This window comes from Brevibacillus soli (genome assembly GCF_044759095.2).
GTDB lineage: Bacteria > Bacillota > Bacilli > Brevibacillales > Brevibacillaceae > JBIYSM02.
The window spans coordinates 10,004-30,077 of the sequence record NZ_JBIYSM020000026.1; the positions used below are offsets into that span (position 1 = coordinate 10,004).

Below are 20,074 nucleotides of genomic sequence, written 5' to 3' on the forward strand. Positions count from 1 at the left end.
GCGGACATAACGTTCGCCAGCATTCACCATCGGCTCGATCGCTAAAACCATTCCCGGCTTTAACCGAGGCCCTCTTCCAGGAGGACCGAAATTGGGAATCTGCGGATCTTCGTGCAAATTTTGACCGATCCCATGCCCCACATACTCGCGAACGAGCGTGAAGCCGGCAGCCTCTGCGTGGATCTGAATTGCGTGGGAGATGTCGGACAGGCGCGCTTCCGGGGCGGCTTTTTCCAACCCCTTGTACAGCGACTCTTCCGTCACCCGCAGCAATCGTTGATCTTCTTCCGAAATGGTGCCGACCGGATACGTCCAAGCGGAGTCGCCATGGTAGCCCTGAAATTGTGCTCCGATGTCGATGCTGATGATATCTCCTTCTTGCAACGTCCGTTTTCCCGGGATCCCATGTACGAGTTCTTCATTGACTGAAGTACAGATACTTCCTGGAAAGCCACCGTAGCCTTTAAACGACGGAATTGCACCCTGACTGCGAATAAAGGTTTCGGCTAGTTCATCCAGCTGTTTGGTTGTGACACCAGGCTTAATGACTTTGGCGAGTTCTTGATGAGTGAGAGCGACGATCCGACCGGCTTCGCGCATGATCTCAATTTCCGTCTTCGACTTCAATATGATCATTCTCACTTACCCTCGCAGCAAAGACTTGATCTCTTCAAAAACAACCTGGATATCCTGTTCCCCGTCGATGTTTCGCAGGAGGCCCTGACCAGAGTAGTAGTCGATGAGCGGCTGTGTTTGGGCGATGTTGACGTCCAGTCGTTGAGCAACCACTTCCGGTTTGTCGTCATCACGCTGATACAGCTTGCCGCCATCCTTGTCGCACACGCCTGCCTCTTTGGGAGGATTGAAAAGCGTATGGTAGCTTGCTCCGCAAATCGGGCAAATCCAGCGACCCGTCAAACGTTCGATAAGCAGTTCGCGACGAACATTGATGTTAATCACATGATCGATGTCGCGTCCCATATCTTTCAGCGTGGCGGTCAACGCCTCTGCCTGCGGAACCGTGCGAGGGAATCCGTCGAGCAGGAATCCCTTTGCACAATCGTCCATCGCCAGGCGCTCCCGCACAATCCCGATGACCACCTCATCGGGAACGAGCAGCCCTTGATCCATGTAGGATTTGGCTTGAAGGCCGAGCGGCGTTTCGTTCTTCACTGCAGCGCGGAACATATCGCCGGTCGAAATGTGCGGGATGTTAAATTCTTCTACGATTCGTTCTGCCTGTGTGCCTTTTCCGGCGCCAGGCAGCCCCATCAGAATTATATTCACGTCCATTCCCTCCGTCCCAATCAAAACAGCCTTGGTTACTTAATGAACCCTTGGTAATGGCGCTTGATCATTTGGCTTTCGATCTGCTTCATCGTATCAAGCACAACCCCGATTACGATCAAGAGCGAGGTTCCACCGATGTAAATCTGCTGCGGCAGGTTCGCCAGCTTGCTGAAAAAGAACGGCAGAATCGAGATAGCGGTCAAGAACAATGCACCAGCCAATGTCAGTCGGTTCAACGTTCGCGTGATGTACACCTCGGTGTTTTTACCAGGTCGGATACCGGGAATGTAACCGCCGTTTTTCCTCATGTTCTCCGCCATTTGTACAGGGTTGATCTGTACAAAGGTGTAGAAGTAGGTAAATCCGACAATCAGGAAAGCGTAAAGCGTCATACCAAGTGGTGCATTAACTTGGAAATTTTGATAAATCCAGTTGGCAATCCCTACACCGGACTGATCAGCCCAAAACTGTGCGATTGTCGAGGGGAAAATCACGAGCGAGATTGCAAAGATCACCGGAATAACACCAGCAGAGTTGATTTTCAACGGGATGTGAGTGGATTGACCACCGTACATCTTGCGTCCCACCACTCGCTTCGCGTATTGAACCGGAATCTTGCGCACACCTTGCTGCATGAAAATCACACCAACAATAATGGCCACAATTACCAATAAGATAATCAAAACCTTGACGATGCTGAAGAACACATTTTGTGCCGGATCAGCAAATTGGGTGGTATATATCGTTGCAATCCCACCTGGAATCGCGGAGACGATACCAGCTACGATCAGGATGGAGATCCCGTTCCCAATTCCTTTTTCCGTAATCTGTTCCCCAAGCCACATCAAAAAGGCAGTACCGGCAGTCAGGGTAATCGCGATCAACGCGTAGCTGCCTACGGACGTATCGGTCAAGAGGCCTGGCGCCATATTGTTAAAACCGAACGTCATCCCCACGGACTGAATCAACGCAAGAACGATCGTGAAGTAGCGGGTCACGGTAGCAATTTTGCGGCGTCCGACTTCCCCTTCACGCGCCCACTGCGTGAACTTCGGTACTACATCCATGGACAGGAGCTGCATGATAATCGATGCCGTAATGTACGGCATGATCCCCATGGCAAAAATCGAGAAATTCTGCAACGCCCCTCCGGAGAAAGTGTTGAGCAAACCCAACAGGTTGTTGGTGTTCTGCTTGAACAGCTCGACGTTTACATTCGGCACGGGAATAAAGCTCCCAATTCGGAAGACGACCAGCATCAAAAGCGTGAATACGATCTTCCGACGCAAGTCGCCTATCTTAAAAATGTTAGAGAGGGACGCTAACATTAGATCACCTCGGTTGTTCCACCGACTTGAGCGATCTTCTCAACAGCTGCAGCGGAGAACTTGTGAGCTTTCACAGTCAGCTTCACGGTCAGTTCACCGTTTGCGAGGACTTTTACACCGTCACGCAGCGCGCTGATTACGCCAGTTTCTTTCAACAGTTCAGGCGTAACAACTGTACCTTCTTCGAAGCGGTTCAAAGCGTCCAGGCTAACAATCGCAAATTCCTTGCGGTTGATGTTGTTGAAACCGCGCTTAGGCAGACGACGGTACAGCGGGTTTTGACCACCCTCGAAACCAGGGCGAACGCCACCGCCAGAACGAGCGTTTTGACCTTTGTGACCTTTACCAGCCGTTTTACCGGTACCGCTACCGATACCGCGACCGATGCGCTTACGGGTGTGACGGGAACCTTCTGCAGGTTTCAGTTCATGCAATTTCATACCTTGCACCTCCTAACCGAACATGAATAACTTATGCTTCTACTTCCTTCACTTCAACAAGGTGCTTCACTTTAAAGATCATTCCGCGGATCGCCGGATTGTCTTCTTTCACAACGGATTGGTGAATCTTGCGAAGACCCAGTGCTTTAACGGTGTCTTTTTGGTCAACAGTACGACCAATCAGGCTGCGCTTGAGGGTGATTTGCAGTTTCGCCATGTTCATTCCCTCCTTCTTAACCTAACAACTCGTCAACAGTCTTACCGCGCAGTTTCGCGACATCTTCCGCTGTTTTCAGACGGCTGAGGCCTTCCAGCGTAGCGTTGACCATGTTGATTGGGTTGTTGGAACCGAGAGATTTGCTCAAAACGTCGCCTACCCCTGCCAACTCGAGTACCGCACGAACAGGACCGCCAGCGATAACTCCAGTACCTTCGGATGCCGGCTTGATCAGTACTTTACCGGAACCGAACTGGCACAGAACTTCGTGAGGAACGGTTGTACCTTTAAGCGGTACGCGGATGAGTTTTTTCTTAGCGTCTTCAATCGCTTTGCGGATCGCGTCCGGCACTTCTTGGGCCTTACCCATGCCAGCGCCCACGTGACCGTTGCGGTCGCCCACTACAACCAGTGCGCTGAAGCTCATACGGCGACCACCTTTAACCGTTTTCGCTACACGGTTAACGGCGACTACTTTTTCTTCTAGCTCTAATTTGCTAGCGTCGATACGCATTCCTTACCCTCCTTGTTGCTTAGAATTGAAGACCAGCTTCGCGAGCTGCTTCAGCAAGTGCTTTAATGCGTCCATGATACAGATATCCACCACGGTCAAAGACCACTTCAGTCAGACCCTTTTCTTGCGCTTTCTTCGCAATCAGCGAACCTACAGCGGCAGCTGCTTCCACGTTTGCGCCGTTTTTCAGGCCCAGTTCCTTATCCAAAGAGGATGCAGCAGCGAGTGTGTGGCCAGTTGTATCGTCGATCAGTTGAGCGTAGATATGCTTGGAAGAACGGAACACGTTCAAACGTGGACGAACCGCAGTGCCGAATAAGCGCTTGCGGATACGAAGATGACGTTTTTTCCGAGCTTTGTTTTTATCGCCTTTCGTAAACATTACGCGGCCTCCCTTCTCTTGAAACTACGAAGCTTATTTACCTTTTTTACCTTCTTTGCGGCGTACAACTTCATCGCTGTACTTGATACCTTTGCCTTTGTACGGCTCAGGTTTGCGGATGGAGCGGATCTCAGCAGCGATTTGTCCTACGCGTTCTTTATCGATACCTTTTACGATCAGCGTAGTTTGGTTCGGCACTTCGATCTCGATACCCTCTTCCGGAGTGATTTCAACTGGATGGGAGAAACCGAGAGACAGTGTTACGCCCTTACCTGACTTTGCAGCACGGTAACCGACACCGACCAGTTCCAGTTGGCGGGTAAATCCTTCGGAAACACCTTTCACCATGTTCGCAACCAGTGCGCGGGTTGTACCGTGAAGAGAACGGTGCAATTTGTTGTCGCTCGGGCGCTCAACTACAACTTCATTATCTGCAATGTTGATTTTGATATCGGGATGGAAATTACGTACGAGTGTACCCTTAGGGCCTTTTACAGTCAGCTCCGTACCGTTCAGAGTGAGTGTAACGCCTGCAGGGACCACGATCGGCTTTCTACCGACACGAGACATGTGGTGCACCTCCTGTGCTATTTATCTGAAATTACCAAACGTAAGCGAGAACTTCTCCACCAACGCGTGCCTGACGAGCCTGTTTATCGGTCATAACGCCAGAAGAAGTGGAGAGGATCGCGCAACCGAGACCACCCAGTACTCTTGGTACCTCAGTGGATTTCGCGTACACGCGAAGACCCGGTTTGCTAATGCGTTTCAGTCCGGTGATAACACGCTCGTTGTTCGGACCGTATTTCAGGAATACACGGATAATCCCTTGTTTGTTATCTTCAACAAACTCCGCATCGCGAATGAAACCTTCCTCTTTCAAAAGACGAGCGATTTCTTTCTTAATGGTGGACGCAGGGATCTCCACTTTCTCGTGGCGAACCATGTTTGCGTTGCGGATGCGGGTTAGCATATCAGCGATTGGATCAGTCATAACCATGAGAGAAAAACCTCCTTCCCGTCTAAATTACCAGCTTGCTTTTTTCACGCCTGGAATTTGGCCTTTGTAAGCCAGTTCACGGAAGCAAATACGGCAGAGTTTGAATTTGCGCAACACGGAGTGTGGACGACCGCAGCGTTCGCAACGAGTATAAGCGCGAACAGCGAACTTCGGTTCCCGTTGTTGCTTGATGATCATCGATTTCTTTGCCACATTCTTCCCTCCTTACGATGGGGTTTATTTACGGAATGGCATACCCATTTGTGTCAAGAGTTCACGAGCTTCTTCGTCGGTTTTCGCGGAAGTCACGATTACGATGTCCATACCGCGAACTTTATCGATCTTGTCGTACTCGATCTCAGGGAAGATCAGTTGTTCCTTCAGACCGAGTGTGTAGTTACCGCGACCGTCGAACGCTTTGGAAGAAACACCGCGGAAGTCGCGTACACGAGGAAGCGATACGTTCATCAACTTGTCGAGGAAGTGGTACATACGCTCGCCGCGCAAAGTTACTTTCGCACCGATCGGCATGCCTTCACGCACTTTGAAACCTGCGATAGACTTTTTCGCGCGAGTAACTACCGGCTTTTGACCAGCGATGGTTTGCAGATCTTCAACCGCTGCATCCAGCGCTTTCGCGTTACCTACCGCTTCACCAACACCCATGTTGATGATGATTTTTTCTACTTTAGGTACCTGCATGATGGAAGAATAGTTAAACTTGCTCATCAGGCTAGGCACGATTTCGTTCAGATACTTTTCTTTCAATCTTGCTGCCATCTAGGACATCCTCCTTTCCGACCTGACTACTTGTCGATAACTTCGCCAGATTTTTTTGCAACCCGAACTTTTTGACCGTTGTCCAATACTTTGTAACCGACACGAGTTGGTTTACCGGACTTCGGATCGATCAGAGAAACGTTGGAAACGTGAATTGGTGCTTCTTGAGTTACAATGCCACCCTGTGGGTTAGCTTGAGACGGGCGGGTGTGCTTTTTCACCAGGTTGATCCCTTCAACCAGTACGCGATCTTTTTTCGGATAAGCAGCGAGAACGCGGCCTTTTTTGCCTTTGTCCTTGCCCGTAATTACGATAACAGTATCGCCTTTTTTAACGTGCATCGCTTGGTGCACCTCCTATCGAACAAACTGCATGAAATTGCCGTCCAATTAGAGAACCTCTGGAGCCAGAGAGATAATCTTCATGAAATCTTTGTCACGGAGTTCACGAGCAACCGGGCCAAAGATACGGGTACCGCGCGGAGATTTATCATCTTTGATGATAACCGCTGCGTTCTCATCGAAACGGATGTAGGAACCGTCGTTACGGCGAGTTCCACGAACGCTGCGTACCACAACTGCTTTCACTACTTGGCCTTTCTTGACAACGCCGCCGGGTGTAGCGGATTTTACGGAGCACACGATGATGTCACCGATGTTCGCAGTTTTGCGACCGGAACCACCCAGGACCTTGATGCACATCAGTTCTTTTGCACCGGAGTTGTCTGCAACAGCCAGTCTGGTCTGAGTTTGGATCATTTACTGTTCCTCCTTTCGGATATGTTTACCCGAAAATCTTCCTTACACGATAACTGCCTCTTCAACGATACGTACCAGGCGGAAACGCTTGTCTTTGGAAAGCGGACGAGTTTCCATGATCTCGACGATATCGCCTACTTTTGCAGTGTTGTTTTCGTCGTGCGCTTTAAACTTCTTGGAGTATTTCACGCGCTTGCCGTACAATGGGTGTTTCTTGTAGGTCTCAACCAGAACCACGATGGTTTTATCCATCTTGTCGGAAACGACGCGACCTACCATTGTTCTACGCATATTGCGTTCTGCGGTCATCGTTCAAACCTCCTTCCTTTATTAGCCGATACCTAATTCTCTTTGGCGCAGGATGGTCTTCGCGCGTGCGATATCCTTACGCACTTGCTTGATACGAGCGGTGTTCTCGAGTTGACCGGTAGCCAACTGGAAACGAAGGTTGAACAACTCTTCTTTCAAAGAGGAAATGTTTTGTTCGATCTCGGCAGTGGTTAAATTGCGGAACTCATTAGCCTTCATGTGCGTCACCACCTACTTCTTCGCGCTTCACGAACTTGCACTTGATCGGCAGTTTGTGCATAGCAAGACGCATAGCTTCGCGAGCGACTTCTTCGGATACGCCGGCAAGTTCGAACATGATCTTGCCAGGTTTTACTACTGCAACCCAGTGCTCAGGAGAACCTTTACCGGAACCCATCCGCACTTCCAACGGTTTTTGTGTGATTGGCTTGTCAGGGAAAATCTTGATCCATACTTTACCACCACGACGGATGTAACGAGTCATTGCAATACGAGCAGCCTCGATTTGACGGTTGGTAATCCAGGATGGCTCGAGCGCTTGCAAACCGTATTCACCGAACGCGATTGTGGTGCCACCTTTGGCGTTACCAGCCATTTTCCCACGGTGTTGTTTACGGTGTTTCACGCGTTTAGGCGTCAACATGTTTACTTGCCTCCTTCCTCAGTAGCAACGTTCTTTCTTGCCGGAAGGACTTCACCACGGTAGATCCATACTTTTACGCCGATACGACCATAGGTAGTGTGCGCTTCCGCTGTACCATAGTCAATGTCAGCACGGAGAGTATGAAGTGGAACAGTGCCTTCGCTGTAACCTTCGGAACGTGCGATGTCAGCGCCGCCCAGACGACCGCTAACCAGAGTTTTGATACCTTTCGCACCTGCGCGCATTGTGCGGGAAATGGTTTGCTTTTGCGCACGACGGAACGAAATGCGGTTTTCCAATTGACGAGCGATATTTTCAGCTACCAGAGTAGCATCCAGATCAGGTTTCTTGATCTCGTTGATGTTGATGTGAACGCGTTTGCCGGTCATTTCAGTCAGCGTTTTACGCAGAACTTCCACTTCTTGACCGCCTTTACCGATTACCATACCAGGTTTAGCGGTGTGGATAGTAACGTTTACGCGGTTTGCTGCGCGTTCGATTTCGATTGTAGATACAGCAGCATCTTTCAGACGCCCTTTTACGTACTTGCGGATTTTCAGGTCTTCGTGCAGCAGATTAGCGAAATCCTTGTCAGCGTACCATTTGGATTCCCAATCGCGAATAACACCGATGCGAAGACCGACCGGGCTTACCTTTTGACCCACACGTAATCCCTCCTTATTTCTCGTTTAGTACCACGGTAATGTGGCTGGTGCGTTTATGGATGCGGCTAGCGCGACCCATAGCGCGCGGGCGGAATCGTTTCAAGGTCGGACCTTGGTCAACGAAGATTTTGCCAACTACCAGGTTGTTTGGATCCAGTTCGTAGTTGTGCTCCGCGTTGGCGATAGCCGATTTCAGGAGTTTCTCAACAACGGGAGAAGCTGCTTTCGGCGTGTGCTTCAAGATCGCCAGCGCTTCACCCACTTGCTTGCCTCGAATCAAGTCAACAACCAGTCGAACTTTACGAGGAGCGATGCGAATATAGCGAGCAATTGCTTTAGCTTCCATCTTTGTACCTCCTCTCTGTCAAGAGAAAATTAGCGCTTCTTGGATTTCTTGTCGTTGTCGACGTGACCCTTGAAGGTACGAGTTGGTGCAAATTCACCCAATTTATGACCAACCATGTCTTCCGTCACGTATACCGGTACGTGTTTGCGGCCATCGTAGACTGCAAATGTGTGTCCGATAAACTCGGGGAAGATTGTGGAGCGACGAGACCACGTTTTTACAACGCGCTTTTCGTTCTTCTCGTTAAGCTCTTCAACTTTCTTCATCAAGTGGTCATCCACGAAAGGACCTTTCTTCAAGCTGCGTCCCATAAGTGAACCTCCCTTCGCCAAAGGCGTTCGGTTATTGTCTTACCCGGTCTTACTTCTTGCGACGACGGATAATGTATTGATCGGATTTGTTTTTCTTCTTGCGAGTCTTGAGACCCAATGCAGGCTTACCCCAAGGAGTAACAGGCGCTTTGCGACCGATTGGAGCGCGGCCTTCACCACCACCGTGCGGGTGATCGTTCGGGTTCATTACGCTACCGCGAACAGTCGGACGAATGCCCAACCAGCGGGAACGGCCTGCTTTACCGATGTTGATCAGCTCGTGGTCGAGGTTGCCTACTTGACCGATGGTTGCGCGGCATACGTTGTGAATGCGGCGAGTTTCACCGGAAGACAGACGAACGATGACGAAATCACCGTCACGACCGAGCAGTTGAGCGGATGCACCAGCTGCGCGAACCAATTGGCCGCCTTTGCCAGGCTTCAGCTCGATGTTGTGAATGGTAGTACCTACAGGGATCTTTTCAAGCGGCAGAGCATTACCGGTTTTGATGTCAGCATCCGGACCGGAGATGATCTCGTCGCCCACTTTCAGTCCCAGCGGAGCCAGGATGTAACGCTTCTCACCGTCAACGTAGTTGATCAGTGCGATGTTCGCGGAACGGTTTGGATCGTATTCGATGGTAGCAACTTTACCTACGATGCCATCCTTGTTGCGCTTGAAGTCGATGATGCGATATTTGCGTTTGTGACCGCCACCTTGATGACGAACGGTAATTTTCCCTTGGTTGTTGCGGCCTGCTTTTTTGTTCAGAGGCGCCAACAGGGATTTTTCAGGAGTCGATGTGGTGATCTCCTCGAAAGTAGAAACCGTCATTTGGCGACGACCAGGAGAAGTTGGTTTAAACTTTTTAATAGCCATTTAAGTTCCCTCCCTTTCGGTAGTCGTCGGGCTTAAACACCTTCGTAGAATTCAAGCTCTTTGCTGTCAGCTGTCAGCTTGACAATCGCTTTTTTCCACTCGGAGGTGTAACCGGAATATTTGCCGTAACGCTTCGGTTTTGCAGCAACACGGATGGTGTTGACCGCTTCAACTTTCACGCCGAATACTTTTTCAACCGCTTGCTTGATCTCGGTTTTGTTAGCTTTGAGAGGTACTTCGAAAACGTACTTCTTGTCAGCCATCATGTCAGTGGTGCGCTCCGTAATGATAGGGCGCTTGATGATATCGTGAAGGCTCTTCATTAGGCGAGCACCTCCTCTACTTTCGCAACCGCATCTTTCGTTACGATTACTTTGTCATGTGCAACCAGATCGAGGACGTTGATACCTGCAGCATCTACGAACTTCGCACCTGGGATATTGCGAGAAGAGAGCGCTACGTTTTGATCGAACTCGGAGGTAACGATCAGCACTTTGCGGTCTGCTTTCAGGTTGTTCAGCACTGCAACCATGTCTTTCGTTTTTGGAGCCGCGATGTTCAGGGCGTCCAGAACGAGCAGTTCATTGTTTTGCACTTTGGAAGAGAGTGCGGATTTCAGTGCCAGTCGGCGAACTTTACGATTCAGTTTGTAACCGTATTTGCGAGGGGTAGGTCCGAAAACCACGCCGCCGCCTTTCCATTGCGGAGCACGGATGGAGCCTTGACGAGCACGACCCGTACCTTTTTGACGCCAAGGTTTGCGTCCGCCACCACGAACTTCAGAACGGTTCTTTACATCGTGAGTACCTTGACGTTGGGATGCTTGTTGCATCACGATCGCGTCGTAAAGTACAGCGTTGTTAGGTTCGATTCCGAACACACTATCTGCCAGCTCGATCTCGCCAACTTGAGAACCAGCTTGGTTGTAAAGAGCTACTTTTGGCATTTCAGTTCCTCCTTTCCTTACTTCTTGACTGCTGTGGATACAACGACGTAGCTGTTTTTCGGGCCAGGAACGGATCCTTTTACCAGAATCAAGTTACGGTCTGCATCTACTTTGATTACTTCGAGGTTTTGAATGGTCACGTTGTCGCCGCCCATTTGACCTGGGAGGGTTTGACCCTTGAATACGCGGTTAGCTGCGATAGAACCGAGCGAACCGGGACCGCGATGGTAACGGGAACCGTGAGCCATTGGACCGCGGGCTTGGTTGTGGCGCTTGATCGCACCTTGGAAACCTTTACCCTTGGTTACGCCGGCTACGTCTACAACGTCTCCTGCGGCAAAAATATCAGCTTTCAATTCTTGACCTACCTCGTAGTCACCGAGGTTTACTCCGCGAATTTCACGGATGAAGCGCTTAGGTGCAGTGTTTGCTTTCGCTGCATGGCCTTTTTCCGGCTTGTTGGCGCGCTGTTCTTTTTTGTCTTCGAAGCCGATTTGGATTGCTTCGTATCCATCGTTCTCTTGATCCTTTTTCTGCAGTACTACGCAAGGACCCGCTTCGATTACTGTTACAGCGATCGCTGTACCGTTTGGACCAAAAACTTGCGTCATGCCAAGTTTTTTCCCTAAGATTCCTTTGGTCATGTGTGCCACCTCCTGTACTTATCTGAAAACCATCTGTTGTATCAAGTCCCTGCCGATGCGCAGGGGTGCCGTTTAAGGGGTTTCTGACTTGTAAGTATCGCTACTCGTAAGACAACGCCTGCGTGTGTGTCACGCTTTCACCTTACAGCTTGATCTCAATGTCAACACCGGACGGAAGATCCAGACGCATCAAAGCATCAACCGTTTGCGGTGTAGGATTCAAAATGTCGATCAGACGCTTGTGAGTGCGCATTTCAAACTGCTCGCGGGAATCCTTGTACTTGTGAACCGCACGAAGGATAGTGTAAACCGCTTTTTCAGTCGGAAGCGGAATTGGACCGGATACGTTCGCACCGGAACGCTTCGCAGTGTCCACGATTTTCTCAGCGGATTGATCGAGGATTTTGTGATCGTACGCCTTCAAACGAATACGAATCTTTTGTTTTGCCATTTGAGTCCCTCCTTTTTCGCCCATTTTTGAAACGGACATTTCTCCGTGGAAATATCCTGCACCCCGGTCATGGCAAAGGGGCCGGGTGTGTCAGCAACCTCCCACATCATCGCAAGTCCATGACCAACATTCAATATTGTACTAAAATCAAATAGGCAAAGCAAGTTTTTTTTGCCTGCATTCGCCTTGATTTTCGTACAGGAGCCCTTGCCAGGACTCACTTTGTCCATATTACTGATTTCACTCATGGAAAGCAAGCGGGACTGACTGCCAATTTTTCGTTGCATCGCTATATAATATGGATAGAACTTGTTATACTGAAATAGAAAGGGAGCTGTAAAGGAGGACGAACTTACGAATGTCGCAGTTCATCGAAAACCCGTATAAGATGATCGGTGGAGCGGACACGGTGGCCCGCCTTGTCGATGCGTTTTACGATTTGGTCAAACAGCATCCGGAGTTGGCACCGATTTTTCCGGACGATTTGACGGAGACGAAGGAAAAGCAATACATGTTCCTCACACAGTTTCTCGGCGGCCCTACGCTGTACAGCGATGTGCACGGCCATCCCATGTTGCGCGCACGTCACATGAAGTTTCCCATCACTCCCAAACGCGCTGAAGCCTGGCTGTCCTGCATGAAGGAAGCGATGGACCGCATCGGTTTGGAGGGAGATGTGAGAAAAGCCATATTCGAGCGACTGACATTGACCGCCCACCATATGGTAAATCAATGGGACGCACAAGAAAAAGCGTAGGAAACCTTCCTACGCTTTTGATATGACTTCCGTTTTTACCTCCCCAACAGCTGCGGCCGGGATAGGCGTCTGCCTCGAACCCAGATACACACCGACAACAATCATCACCAGGGCCAACAGATGCAGCAGCTGCATGTGCTCACCCAGGAACAGCGCGGCGAAAAAGAGACTGGCCATCGGCATGCCGTTGAGAAAGACAGCCGTCCGGCTGGCGCCCAGCTGGCGAATCCCGTAATTCCACCCCAGTGAGCCAAGAGCGGTGGACAGTCCTCCCGAGGCAAAGATCACCATCCATTGGAACGGAGTAATCTCCAGAGCCGCATAGTATTCCAGCGGCTGTGCCGACAATGCGGCCATCCACAGCAGCAACACGCCGATCGCCTGAGAGTATGCGGTTATTACCATGATCGGAACACCGCGGGTGGACAGCTTGCGAATCAGCAGCCCGCCAGCCACGTACATGAGCATGGAAACAAAGATGATGGCATCTCCCCAGCCGTTCATCTCAATCATGCCATGTTGTGACAACACCACGGTCAATACGCCTGCGAAGCCGATACAGATGCCCAACCCTTTTCGCCGGGTAAGCGGCTCTCCCAAAAAAAGCATGGCCAAAAGTGCCGTTGCCAACGGATTTAATCCCAGGATCAAGGACGCGTTTCCCGCGGTAGTCAACTGTACCCCGGACGCCAGCGTGATTTGATGCAAAGCGATGGAAGTGGCTCCAACCCCGGCCAGTAACAGCCAGTCAACGGTCGCAAGCCTGACCTTTTTCCCGCTTTTGAATAATATCGGGCTTAAACAGAGCGCGGCGACGGTCATGCGGATGGCAGCGACAAACAAAGGCGGAAACGAAGCCAGGTATTTCACCATGACGACGTTCAGCCCCCATAGTGTGACGATCCCCGCCAGCATCAGGTACAGGTATCGCTCGTTGTTTTGCATGGTACGCCCTTCTCTCTCCGTGTCTTTCATTATTTCCGTATTGTAGCATAGCCGATCGGAACGAGAAATTGAAGCTTTTTGATAAGGATGATGATTAATATTGATAAGGCAGCCGTTGCAGCTTGTCGGGATTTACGATGATGTAAACCGAATCGATCCGGCCATCCCTGAGGTTCAGACTGAGGACGCTGTAAGGTCCGTCTCCGGTACATGTCACAATGCCCGGTTCTCCATTGACCGTTGCCAGTTGGATTCGCGTGTCGGCCGGCGCTTTTTTGGCAATCCCCAATAAAAAGGCGATGACTTTTTCCCGTGATTGAATCGGCTGAATCGCTGCCCTGACTCTCCCCCCTCCATCACTGTAGAGAACTGCGTCCGCTGAAAGAAGCTCCAACAACGAGTTTGTGTTTTCCGTTTGGAGCGCCTTCAAAAACGCTTCGAGAAGCTGCTTGTGATGCTCGTAATCTATTTTTTCATCGGGCAGTTCATGGTCCAGCTTTTGTTTTACCCGGCTAAAAATTTTCCGGCAGGACGCCTCCTCTTTTGCGGTCATTTCGGCAATTTCCTTGTAACCGAAGTCCAAGACCTCCCTCAGAACAAAAACGGCTCTTTCCACAGGAGACAGGCTCTCCATCAGCTTTAGATAAGCAATGGATATCTTATCCCGCGTGATCACTTGTTCCATCGGCCCGTTATGATCGGTACGAAACACCAAAGGTTCAGGAAGCCACGGGCCGACGTACGTCTCCCTTTGTCTCCGAGCGGCTTTCAAAAAGTCAATGCAGCGGTTGGTCAGGACTTTACACAAAAACGCCTTCGTGTGGACGATCTTTTCCTTGGGTACCTTTTGCAAGGAGAGAAACGTTTCTTGTACCATGTCTTCCGCATCCATCACGGTCCCCAGCATCCGATAGGCCAGAGAAAACAGCAGCGGTTTGTACGTGGTATACAGCTCCTGCGTATCAGTCATACACTCACTTCCCTCTTGCTTTTTGCCTGCAGGATTTTCATTGCTGCCGCTCTGGCGCTGGATAAAGAGGCATCCGCCAATAACCCGTTTTGAGTCAGCCAGTCCCCGGCTACGTACAATCCTGGAATTTCTTCAACTTCAGGCCCTTCCTGTTCCAGTACAGCTCCCCGTTCGGTAGTGACCAGCCCGTGAGAGACCGTCATGCTCGGTAGAAAACGGCTTGCAATTACTTCCCTTCGCCAGCCTGGTTGCAACTGGTCGAGAAACGACTCCAATTCCTGCTGGTCCTGCGTCGGATTTTGCTCCTGACGAGAGTCGAGATATTTTAAAACGTGCACGACCGAATGCTCGGGGTCGCGGGTTAACAAAGCTGCTTTTGAATGATTCGAGAAATACAGGGGTTTTTCGAGATGGAGGGCAAAAGAGACGGCGGGAGCAGGCAGCTTCCTTACCGCAAGATCATAGCAAGCCGCTTTCACAGGTACGACCGTCTCTTTCCAAACTGCCAGCCTCGTACGATCAGCGTTCTTTACCATACGGTACGTAGCGGCAGGCGAGGCTGTCGAGATGACATACCGAGAGGCAATCGTGCGGCCGTCAGAAAGGGTCACCAACAGATCCCGAGCGGCACCCGTAATTTCTTTTACGGCTGAATGTATCTCGATCGTGACGCCGGCCTTTACGGCTTGATTTCTCAATTCGTTTACAATGGTTTGCCACCCGCCGTGCAAATAGGTAATTCCGGCCGCGGACAACCGCAACTGTCTGAGCAATACTCCGGCGCTTGCCCTTTCCGGTTCGTTGGAGTAGCTTGACAATCGGCAAAGTGTGAATAGCAACTGTCGAACGCGCTCTTCCGCTATATGTTCCTTCGCCCAATCCTCTAAGCTCATTGGATAGAAAGCAGTAACATCAAGCTTTGGCAGCCGGAACATCATCCGAACCAGTTCCTTTTTCTCTCGCCACGTCAACAGCGTTGTTCTGATTAATGATAAGGGGGCAGCTGGCAATTCATGCAATTTTCCTTCACTTATAAGTACGCCGTTTGGATTCGGTGTACCTCCTTTGGGGAATACACCCAGTTCGTTTAATATCTGACTACCTGCCCCTTTGTTATATAAGGCATGCGGTCCCATATTAAAAAGGCAATCTGCCTGTTCATCCGTCCTTGCCCGACCTCCCAGTTGGTCTGATTTCTCCAATAGCAGGACATCCATTCCCTCACGCGCCAAATAAATGGCGGAAGCCAACCCGGCAAGCCCGCCGCCTATAACGGATACATCCCATTTTTTCATGTTCCCTCTCCCCTTCACTGGTTTGTTTTCGTTACTCCAAGACGAAGAGAGAGGTGGTTTTGTGACAACGAAAGGATAAAAAACGCAACAAAAAACCCGATAGCACTATGCTATCGGGTTTCACCTGTTGATCTTCCTTACTCAATGATGGAAGCAACAACGCCCGCACCTACAGTACGGCCACCTTCGCGGATCGCGAAGCGAGTACCTTGTTCCATCGCTACAGGAGCGATCAGTTCAACGGTGAACTCAGTGTTGTCGCCAGGCATTACCATCTCAACGCCTTCTGGCAGTTGGATGATACCAGTTACGTCAGTTGTACGGAAGTAGAATTGTGGACGGTAGTTAGCGAAGAAAGGAGTGTGACGGCCGCCCTCTTCTTTGGACAGAACGTAAACTTCCGCTTTGAACTTGGTGTAAGGTTTAACGGAACCTGGTTTCGCCAGTACTTGACCGCGCTCGATGTCTTTACGCTCAACACCGCGGAGCAGAGCACCGATGTTGTCACCAGCTTGAGCTTGGTCGAGCAGCTTACGGAACATCTCAACACCAGTTACAGTAGTAGTGCGAGTTTCTTCAGCCAGACCAACGATTTCTACTTGGTCACCAACTTTTACAACACCGCGCTCTACACGACCGGTAGCAACAGTACCACGACCAGTAATGGTGAATACATCCTCTACAGGCATCAGGAACGGTTTGTCAGTTGCACGCTCAGGAGTTGGGATGTAGCTGTCAACAGCGTCCATCAGTTCAATGATTTTCTTAGCCCATTCACCAGTTGGGTTGTCCAGAGCTTCTTTCGCGGAACCTTTGATTACCGGGATATCGTCACCTGGGAACTCGTATTGGGAGAGCAGGTCACGGATTTCCATTTCAACCAGTTCCAGCAGCTCTTCATCGTCAACCATGTCGCATTTGTTCATGAATACAACGATGTAAGGAACGCCTACTTGGCGGGAGAGCAGGATGTGCTCGCGAGTTTGCGGCATTGGGCCGTCAGCAGCGGATACAACGAGGATCGCGCCGTCCATTTGAGCAGCACCGGTAATCATGTTTTTCACGTAGTCAGCGTGACCAGGGCAGTCAACGTGAGCATAGTGACGGTTTTCAGTTTCGTACTCAACGTGAGCGGTGTTGATGGTGATACCGCGCTCTTTTTCTTCCGGAGCAGCGTCGATGCTGTCGTAAGCCATTGCTTTCGCTTTACCTTGTTGAGCCAAAACAGTGGTGATAGCAGCAGTCAGAGTGGTTTTACCGTGGTCAACGTGACCGATGGTACCGATGTTAACGTGCGGTTTCGTACGTTCAAATTTTTCTTTAGCCATGAGCTTAAGAGCCTCCTTAAATATGAAGGATTTTTTATAAGGTGAAGAAAGGTTTACCCTATCAAGGTTGTCCCGTCAATATTGTAAACCTTTCTTGTTTCCAAGGCAATTATTCGCCTTTGGACTTCTTGATGATCTCTTCTGCGATGAACTTCGGTACTTCTTCGTAGTGGTCGATTTGCATGGAGTACTGACCGCGACCTTGCGTACGGGAGCGAAGCACTGTGGAATAACCGAACATCTCGGAAAGCGGAACCATCGCACGGATAACTTGTGCATTTGCACGAGCTTCCATACCTTCGATGCGTCCGCGACGGGAGTTCAGGTCACCCATTACGTCACCCATGTACTCTTCCGGCACAGTTACTTCAACCTTCATAATCGGCTCGAGGAGGACTGCGCCACATTTCTTCGCAGCTTCTTTCAGAGCCAGGGAACCAGCCACTTTAAATGCCATCTCAGAGGAGTCAACATCGTGGTAGCTACCGTCGACGAGAACAGCTTTGATGTCAACCAGCGGGTAGCCGGCCAACACACCGTTCTTCATCGCTTCCTCGATACCGGCTTGAACAGCAGGCACGTATTCGCGAGGAACGACACCACCGACGATCTTGTTCTCGAATTCGAAGCCTTTACCCGGCTCGAGCGGAGAGAATTCCACCCAAACGTGACCGTATTGACCACGACCACCGGATTGGCGAACAAATTTACCTTCCACTTTTGCAGAGCCGCGGAATGTCTCGCGGTACGCAACTTGCGGGGCACCTACGTTCGCATCTACTTTGAATTCGCGCTTCAGACGGTCAACGATGATCTCCAGGTGAAGCTCACCCATACCGGAGATAATCGTTTGTCCGGTTTCTTCATCCGTATGCGTTTTGAAGGTCGGGTCCTCTTCCGCCAGCTTGGACAGAGCCATACCCATCTTGTCTTGGTCCGCTTTGGACTTCGGCTCGATCGCAACGGAGATAACCGGCTCTGGGAAGGTCATGGACTCCAGGATTACCGGGGCCTTCTCGTCGCAGAGAGTGTCACCGGTAGTGGTATCTTTGAGACCTACTGCAGCCGCAATGTCACCGGAGTAAACTACACTGATCTCTTCACGGTGGTTCGCATGCATCTGCAGAATACGACCGATACGCTCGCGCTTGCCTTTGGTGGAGTTCAGCACGTAGGAACCGGAGCTCAAAGTACCGGAGTACACGCGGAAGAAGGTCAGTTTACCAACGTACGGGTCAGTCATGATCTTGAAGGCAAGAGCAGAGAACGGACCGTTGTCGTCAGCTTCACGAGTTACTTCTTCTTCCGTGTCAGGCAGAACGCCTTTGATTGCAGGGATGTCTACCGGAGATGGCAGGTATTCTACTACCGCGTCCAGCATCGGTTGAACCCCTTTGTTTTTGTAGGAAGAACCGCAAAGAACGAGAACGATGTTGCACTCAATGACACCTTTACGGAGAGCAGCTTTGATTTCTTCAACCGTCAGCTCTTCTCCTTCGAGGTATTTCATCATCAGTTCTTCGTCTTGCTCGGCAGCTGCTTCAACAAGCTGGAGACGGAGCTCTTCACACTTGTCTTTCAGTTCTGCAGGGATTTCAGTCGCTTCGGACGTTTTACCAAGGTCGTCGGTGTAGATGATCGCTTTCATTTCAACGAGGTCAACCATACCGACAAACTTGTCTTCTGCGCCGATCGGGTATTGAATCGGAACCGGTTTTGCACCCAGACGTGTGCGGATTTGCTCTACGCACATGTCGAAGTTTGCACCCATGATATCCATTTTGTTGATGTAGCAGATGCGCGGTACGCCGTAACGGTCAGCTTGGCGCCATACCGTCTCGGTTTGCGGCTCTACGCCACCTTTCGCATCAAACACGGTTACGGAACCATCGAGTACGCGAAGGGAACGCTCAACCTCTACAGTGAAGTCTACGTGACCAGGCGTGTCAATGATGTTGATGCGGTGCCCTTTCCATTGAGCAGTGGTAGCAGCAGAGGTAATGGTGATACCGCGCTCTTGTTCTTGCTCCATCCAGTCCATCGTTGCGGCACCTTCGTGCACTTCACCAATCTTGTGAACGCGACCGGTGTAGAAGAGAATACGCTCGGTAGTCGTGGTCTTACCAGCATCGATATGAGCCATGATACCGATATTACGCGTATTCTTGAGAGAGAACTCGCGAGCCATTTGGTATGCTCCTCCTCATAGTGTCGGAATATGCGGATATCCAAAGCGGAGACCCGCTTTGGATTCTACCAGCGATAGTGTGCAAACGCTTTGTTTGCTTCAGCCATTTTATGAGTGTCCTCACGCTTCTTCACTGCTGCACCAGTATTGTTGGCTGCGTCAATGATTTCTGCTGCGAGACGTTGTTCCATGGTTTTTTCACCACGGGTACGAGCGTAGTTAACCAACCAACGCAGACCGAGTGTGGTACGGCGCTCAGGTTTTACTTCAACCGGTACTTGGTAGTTCGCACCACCTACACGGCGGGCTTTTACTTCGAGTACAGGCATGATGTTTTTCAGAGCGTCTTCGAACACTTCCATCGGATTGCGACCAGTGCGCTCCTGGATAATGTTGAATGCGTTATAGAGAAGGTTTTGAGCTACACCGCGCTTACCGTCGTACATCAGCTTGTTGATCAGACGAGTCACCAATTTGCTGTTGTAAATCGGGTCAGGCAATACATCTCGACGGGCAACTGGACCTTTACGTGGCATCGTATTCCCTCCTTTTGACCAGAATGTTATTTACGCCTCATTCATTAGGCGATCTTATTTCTTTTTAGCACCTGCTGCAGCTTGGCCTGGTTTCGGACGCTTCGTACCGTATTTGGAACGGCCTTGTTTACGGTTGTTCACACCAGCAGTA

The 20,074-nt window shown here is 50.5% G+C and carries 32 protein-coding genes and 1 pseudogene; 1 reads left to right on the forward strand and 32 read right to left on the reverse strand.

What is annotated here, in order from left to right; genetic code table 11:
- The 25 genes from map to ACE99V_RS12320 form a co-directional block, all read right to left on the reverse strand.
- The coding region (gene map, locus ACE99V_RS12200; protein ID WP_400491362.1) for a type I methionyl aminopeptidase at positions 1-636 on the reverse strand (636 nt) is incomplete at its 3' end.
- Between the two features lie 6 nt (positions 637-642).
- Positions 643-1,287: an adenylate kinase gene (locus ACE99V_RS12205; RefSeq protein WP_400491363.1), complete on the reverse strand. Its 645-nt coding sequence runs from the start codon at positions 1,285-1,287 to the stop codon at positions 643-645.
- 35 nt (positions 1,288-1,322) lie between these two features.
- Entirely contained in the window at positions 1,323-2,618 is a 1,296-nt protein-coding gene (gene secY, locus ACE99V_RS12210; protein WP_400491364.1) for a preprotein translocase subunit SecY, read from the reverse strand.
- Positions 2,618-3,058: a 50S ribosomal protein L15 gene (gene rplO / locus ACE99V_RS12215; protein ID WP_400491365.1), complete on the reverse strand. Its 441-nt coding sequence runs from the start codon at positions 3,056-3,058 to the stop codon at positions 2,618-2,620. Before rplO ends, secY begins: the two co-directional genes overlap by 1 nt.
- Positions 3,059-3,089: 31 nt before the next feature.
- Entirely contained in the window at positions 3,090-3,275 is a 186-nt protein-coding gene (gene rpmD, locus ACE99V_RS12220; RefSeq protein WP_400491366.1) for a 50S ribosomal protein L30, read from the reverse strand.
- Positions 3,276-3,291: 16 nt separating this feature from the next.
- Positions 3,292-3,789 carry a 30S ribosomal protein S5 gene (rpsE, locus tag ACE99V_RS12225; RefSeq protein ID WP_400491367.1) on the reverse strand — a complete coding sequence of 166 codons (498 nt, stop codon included), beginning with the start codon at positions 3,787-3,789 and terminating at the stop codon, positions 3,292-3,294.
- A 19-nt stretch (positions 3,790-3,808) separates the two neighbouring features.
- Positions 3,809-4,171 carry a 50S ribosomal protein L18 gene (rplR, locus tag ACE99V_RS12230; protein WP_400491368.1) on the reverse strand — a complete coding sequence of 121 codons (363 nt, stop codon included), beginning with the start codon at positions 4,169-4,171 and terminating at the stop codon, positions 3,809-3,811.
- A 33-nt stretch (positions 4,172-4,204) separates the two neighbouring features.
- A complete protein-coding gene (gene rplF / locus ACE99V_RS12235) occupies positions 4,205-4,741 on the reverse strand; it encodes a 50S ribosomal protein L6 (protein ID WP_400491369.1) in 537 nt (178 codons plus the stop codon).
- A gap of 31 nt (positions 4,742-4,772) precedes the next feature.
- A complete protein-coding gene (gene rpsH, locus ACE99V_RS12240; RefSeq protein ID WP_400491370.1) occupies positions 4,773-5,171 on the reverse strand; it encodes a 30S ribosomal protein S8 in 399 nt (132 codons plus the stop codon).
- Between the two features lie 27 nt (positions 5,172-5,198).
- A complete protein-coding gene (locus ACE99V_RS12245) occupies positions 5,199-5,384 on the reverse strand; it encodes a type Z 30S ribosomal protein S14 (protein ID WP_007716256.1) in 186 nt (61 codons plus the stop codon).
- A 24-nt stretch (positions 5,385-5,408) separates the two neighbouring features.
- Positions 5,409-5,951: a 50S ribosomal protein L5 gene (gene rplE / locus ACE99V_RS12250; protein WP_400491371.1), complete on the reverse strand. Its 543-nt coding sequence runs from the start codon at positions 5,949-5,951 to the stop codon at positions 5,409-5,411.
- Between the two features lie 26 nt (positions 5,952-5,977).
- On the reverse strand, positions 5,978-6,292 hold the full coding sequence (gene rplX, locus ACE99V_RS12255; RefSeq protein ID WP_400491372.1) for a 50S ribosomal protein L24: 315 nt from the start codon (positions 6,290-6,292) through the stop codon (positions 5,978-5,980).
- Between the two features lie 48 nt (positions 6,293-6,340).
- Positions 6,341-6,709, reverse strand: coding sequence for a 50S ribosomal protein L14 (rplN, locus tag ACE99V_RS12260; RefSeq protein ID WP_400491373.1), 369 nt, complete (start codon positions 6,707-6,709; stop codon positions 6,341-6,343).
- 42 nt (positions 6,710-6,751) lie between these two features.
- Positions 6,752-7,018 (reverse strand): 30S ribosomal protein S17, encoded by a 267-nt coding sequence (gene rpsQ, locus ACE99V_RS12265; protein WP_400491374.1) that lies wholly within the window; start codon positions 7,016-7,018, stop codon positions 6,752-6,754.
- Between the two features lie 21 nt (positions 7,019-7,039).
- Positions 7,040-7,237 (reverse strand): 50S ribosomal protein L29, encoded by a 198-nt coding sequence (rpmC, locus tag ACE99V_RS12270; RefSeq protein WP_134686795.1) that lies wholly within the window; start codon positions 7,235-7,237, stop codon positions 7,040-7,042.
- Positions 7,227-7,661 carry a 50S ribosomal protein L16 gene (gene rplP, locus ACE99V_RS12275; RefSeq protein WP_400491375.1) on the reverse strand — a complete coding sequence of 145 codons (435 nt, stop codon included), beginning with the start codon at positions 7,659-7,661 and terminating at the stop codon, positions 7,227-7,229. Before rplP ends, rpmC begins: the two co-directional genes overlap by 11 nt.
- A gap of 2 nt (positions 7,662-7,663) precedes the next feature.
- The gene (gene rpsC, locus ACE99V_RS12280; RefSeq protein ID WP_400491376.1) at positions 7,664-8,326 is read right to left on the reverse strand and encodes a 30S ribosomal protein S3; all 663 of its coding nucleotides are present in this window, start codon (positions 8,324-8,326) and stop codon (positions 7,664-7,666) included.
- A 13-nt stretch (positions 8,327-8,339) separates the two neighbouring features.
- Positions 8,340-8,672: a 50S ribosomal protein L22 gene (rplV, locus tag ACE99V_RS12285; RefSeq protein WP_400491377.1), complete on the reverse strand. Its 333-nt coding sequence runs from the start codon at positions 8,670-8,672 to the stop codon at positions 8,340-8,342.
- 29 nt (positions 8,673-8,701) lie between these two features.
- Entirely contained in the window at positions 8,702-8,983 is a 282-nt protein-coding gene (gene rpsS, locus ACE99V_RS12290) for a 30S ribosomal protein S19 (RefSeq protein WP_400491378.1), read from the reverse strand.
- Between the two features lie 49 nt (positions 8,984-9,032).
- A complete protein-coding gene (gene rplB, locus ACE99V_RS12295; RefSeq protein WP_400491379.1) occupies positions 9,033-9,863 on the reverse strand; it encodes a 50S ribosomal protein L2 in 831 nt (276 codons plus the stop codon).
- A gap of 32 nt (positions 9,864-9,895) precedes the next feature.
- A complete protein-coding gene (rplW, locus tag ACE99V_RS12300) occupies positions 9,896-10,186 on the reverse strand; it encodes a 50S ribosomal protein L23 (protein WP_400491380.1) in 291 nt (96 codons plus the stop codon).
- Positions 10,186-10,809, reverse strand: coding sequence for a 50S ribosomal protein L4 (gene rplD / locus ACE99V_RS12305; protein WP_400491381.1), 624 nt, complete (start codon positions 10,807-10,809; stop codon positions 10,186-10,188). The genes rplW and rplD overlap by 1 nt, the downstream gene beginning before the upstream one ends.
- Positions 10,810-10,826: 17 nt before the next feature.
- A complete protein-coding gene (rplC, locus tag ACE99V_RS12310; protein ID WP_400491382.1) occupies positions 10,827-11,453 on the reverse strand; it encodes a 50S ribosomal protein L3 in 627 nt (208 codons plus the stop codon).
- Between the two features lie 142 nt (positions 11,454-11,595).
- Positions 11,596-11,904 carry a 30S ribosomal protein S10 gene (gene rpsJ / locus ACE99V_RS12315; protein ID WP_005828858.1) on the reverse strand — a complete coding sequence of 103 codons (309 nt, stop codon included), beginning with the start codon at positions 11,902-11,904 and terminating at the stop codon, positions 11,596-11,598.
- A complete protein-coding gene (locus tag ACE99V_RS12320) occupies positions 11,874-12,134 on the reverse strand; it encodes a hypothetical protein (protein WP_400491383.1) in 261 nt (86 codons plus the stop codon). The genes rpsJ and ACE99V_RS12320 overlap by 31 nt, the downstream gene beginning before the upstream one ends.
- Positions 12,135-12,262: 128 nt before the next feature.
- Between ACE99V_RS12320 and ACE99V_RS12325 the strand changes: the two genes are divergently transcribed.
- A complete protein-coding gene (locus tag ACE99V_RS12325; protein ID WP_400491384.1) occupies positions 12,263-12,661 on the forward strand; it encodes a globin domain-containing protein in 399 nt (132 codons plus the stop codon).
- Between the two features lie 9 nt (positions 12,662-12,670).
- Here the strand turns inward: ACE99V_RS12325 and ACE99V_RS12330 are convergent, their stop codons facing one another.
- The 7 genes and pseudogenes from ACE99V_RS12330 to ACE99V_RS12360 all read right to left on the reverse strand — a co-directional run.
- Positions 12,671-13,606: a DMT family transporter gene (locus tag ACE99V_RS12330; protein WP_400491385.1), complete on the reverse strand. Its 936-nt coding sequence runs from the start codon at positions 13,604-13,606 to the stop codon at positions 12,671-12,673.
- A gap of 94 nt (positions 13,607-13,700) precedes the next feature.
- The gene (locus tag ACE99V_RS12335) at positions 13,701-14,576 is read right to left on the reverse strand and encodes an RNA polymerase sigma-70 factor (protein ID WP_400491386.1); all 876 of its coding nucleotides are present in this window, start codon (positions 14,574-14,576) and stop codon (positions 13,701-13,703) included.
- Positions 14,573-15,871, reverse strand: coding sequence for a phytoene desaturase family protein (locus tag ACE99V_RS12340; RefSeq protein WP_400491387.1), 1,299 nt, complete (start codon positions 15,869-15,871; stop codon positions 14,573-14,575). The genes ACE99V_RS12335 and ACE99V_RS12340 overlap by 4 nt, the downstream gene beginning before the upstream one ends.
- 137 nt (positions 15,872-16,008) lie before the next feature.
- Positions 16,009-17,199, reverse strand: coding sequence for an elongation factor Tu (tuf, locus tag ACE99V_RS12345; RefSeq protein WP_400491388.1), 1,191 nt, complete (start codon positions 17,197-17,199; stop codon positions 16,009-16,011).
- A gap of 109 nt (positions 17,200-17,308) precedes the next feature.
- Entirely contained in the window at positions 17,309-19,387 is a 2,079-nt protein-coding gene (fusA, locus tag ACE99V_RS12350; RefSeq protein WP_400491389.1) for an elongation factor G, read from the reverse strand.
- Between the two features lie 65 nt (positions 19,388-19,452).
- Positions 19,453-19,923, reverse strand: a complete 471-nt coding sequence (rpsG, locus tag ACE99V_RS12355; RefSeq protein WP_400491390.1) for a 30S ribosomal protein S7 — start codon at positions 19,921-19,923, stop codon at positions 19,453-19,455.
- Positions 19,924-19,977: 54 nt separating this feature from the next.
- Positions 19,978-20,074, reverse strand: a pseudogene (locus tag ACE99V_RS12360) (30S ribosomal protein S12); the annotation flags it as partial.

Bases quoted from the DNA above. Each gene is read 5' to 3' on its own strand.
- rplX (WP_400491372.1), bottom strand. From the start codon at position 6,292: ATGCACGTTAAAAAAGGCGATACTGTTATCGTAATTACGGGCAAGGAC.
- ACE99V_RS12340 (WP_400491387.1), bottom strand. From the start codon at position 15,871: ATGAAAAAATGGGATGTATCCGTTATAGGCGGCGGGCTTGCCGGGTTG.
- rplP (WP_400491375.1), bottom strand. From the start codon at position 7,661: ATGTTGACGCCTAAACGCGTGAAACACCGTAAACAACACCGTGGGAAA.
- rplC (WP_400491382.1), bottom strand. From the start codon at position 11,453: ATGACCAAAGGAATCTTAGGGAAAAAACTTGGCATGACGCAAGTTTTT.
- ACE99V_RS12335 (WP_400491386.1), bottom strand. From the start codon at position 14,576: ATGACTGATACGCAGGAGCTGTATACCACGTACAAACCGCTGCTGTTT.
- rpsG (WP_400491390.1), bottom strand. From the start codon at position 19,923: ATGCCACGTAAAGGTCCAGTTGCCCGTCGAGATGTATTGCCTGACCCG.
- rplE (WP_400491371.1), bottom strand. From the start codon at position 5,951: ATGGCAGCAAGATTGAAAGAAAAGTATCTGAACGAAATCGTGCCTAGC.
- tuf (WP_400491388.1), bottom strand. From the start codon at position 17,199: ATGGCTAAAGAAAAATTTGAACGTACGAAACCGCACGTTAACATCGGT.
- rpsH (WP_400491370.1), bottom strand. From the start codon at position 5,171: ATGGTTATGACTGATCCAATCGCTGATATGCTAACCCGCATCCGCAAC.
- rplB (WP_400491379.1), bottom strand. From the start codon at position 9,863: ATGGCTATTAAAAAGTTTAAACCAACTTCTCCTGGTCGTCGCCAAATG.
- fusA (WP_400491389.1), bottom strand. From the start codon at position 19,387: ATGGCTCGCGAGTTCTCTCTCAAGAATACGCGTAATATCGGTATCATG.
- rplR (WP_400491368.1), bottom strand. From the start codon at position 4,171: ATGTTTACGAAAGGCGATAAAAACAAAGCTCGGAAAAAACGTCATCTT.
- rpsS (WP_400491378.1), bottom strand. From the start codon at position 8,983: ATGGGACGCAGCTTGAAGAAAGGTCCTTTCGTGGATGACCACTTGATG.
- rpsJ (WP_005828858.1), bottom strand. From the start codon at position 11,904: ATGGCAAAACAAAAGATTCGTATTCGTTTGAAGGCGTACGATCACAAA.
- rplW (WP_400491380.1), bottom strand. From the start codon at position 10,186: ATGAAGAGCCTTCACGATATCATCAAGCGCCCTATCATTACGGAGCGC.
- rplD (WP_400491381.1), bottom strand. From the start codon at position 10,809: ATGCCAAAAGTAGCTCTTTACAACCAAGCTGGTTCTCAAGTTGGCGAG.
- rpsQ (WP_400491374.1), bottom strand. From the start codon at position 7,018: ATGACCGCAGAACGCAATATGCGTAGAACAATGGTAGGTCGCGTCGTT.
- ACE99V_RS12325 (WP_400491384.1), top strand. From the start codon at position 12,263: ATGTCGCAGTTCATCGAAAACCCGTATAAGATGATCGGTGGAGCGGAC.
- rpmD (WP_400491366.1), bottom strand. From the start codon at position 3,275: ATGGCGAAACTGCAAATCACCCTCAAGCGCAGCCTGATTGGTCGTACT.
- rpsE (WP_400491367.1), bottom strand. From the start codon at position 3,789: ATGCGTATCGACGCTAGCAAATTAGAGCTAGAAGAAAAAGTAGTCGCC.
- rpmC (WP_134686795.1), bottom strand. From the start codon at position 7,237: ATGAAGGCTAATGAGTTCCGCAATTTAACCACTGCCGAGATCGAACAA.
- secY (WP_400491364.1), bottom strand. From the start codon at position 2,618: ATGTTAGCGTCCCTCTCTAACATTTTTAAGATAGGCGACTTGCGTCGG.
- rplO (WP_400491365.1), bottom strand. From the start codon at position 3,058: ATGAAATTGCATGAACTGAAACCTGCAGAAGGTTCCCGTCACACCCGT.
- rplF (WP_400491369.1), bottom strand. From the start codon at position 4,741: ATGTCTCGTGTCGGTAGAAAGCCGATCGTGGTCCCTGCAGGCGTTACA.
- rplV (WP_400491377.1), bottom strand. From the start codon at position 8,672: ATGGAAGCTAAAGCAATTGCTCGCTATATTCGCATCGCTCCTCGTAAA.
- rplN (WP_400491373.1), bottom strand. From the start codon at position 6,709: ATGATCCAAACTCAGACCAGACTGGCTGTTGCAGACAACTCCGGTGCA.
- ACE99V_RS12320 (WP_400491383.1), bottom strand. From the start codon at position 12,134: ATGGACAAAGTGAGTCCTGGCAAGGGCTCCTGTACGAAAATCAAGGCG.
- ACE99V_RS12330 (WP_400491385.1), bottom strand. From the start codon at position 13,606: ATGCAAAACAACGAGCGATACCTGTACCTGATGCTGGCGGGGATCGTC.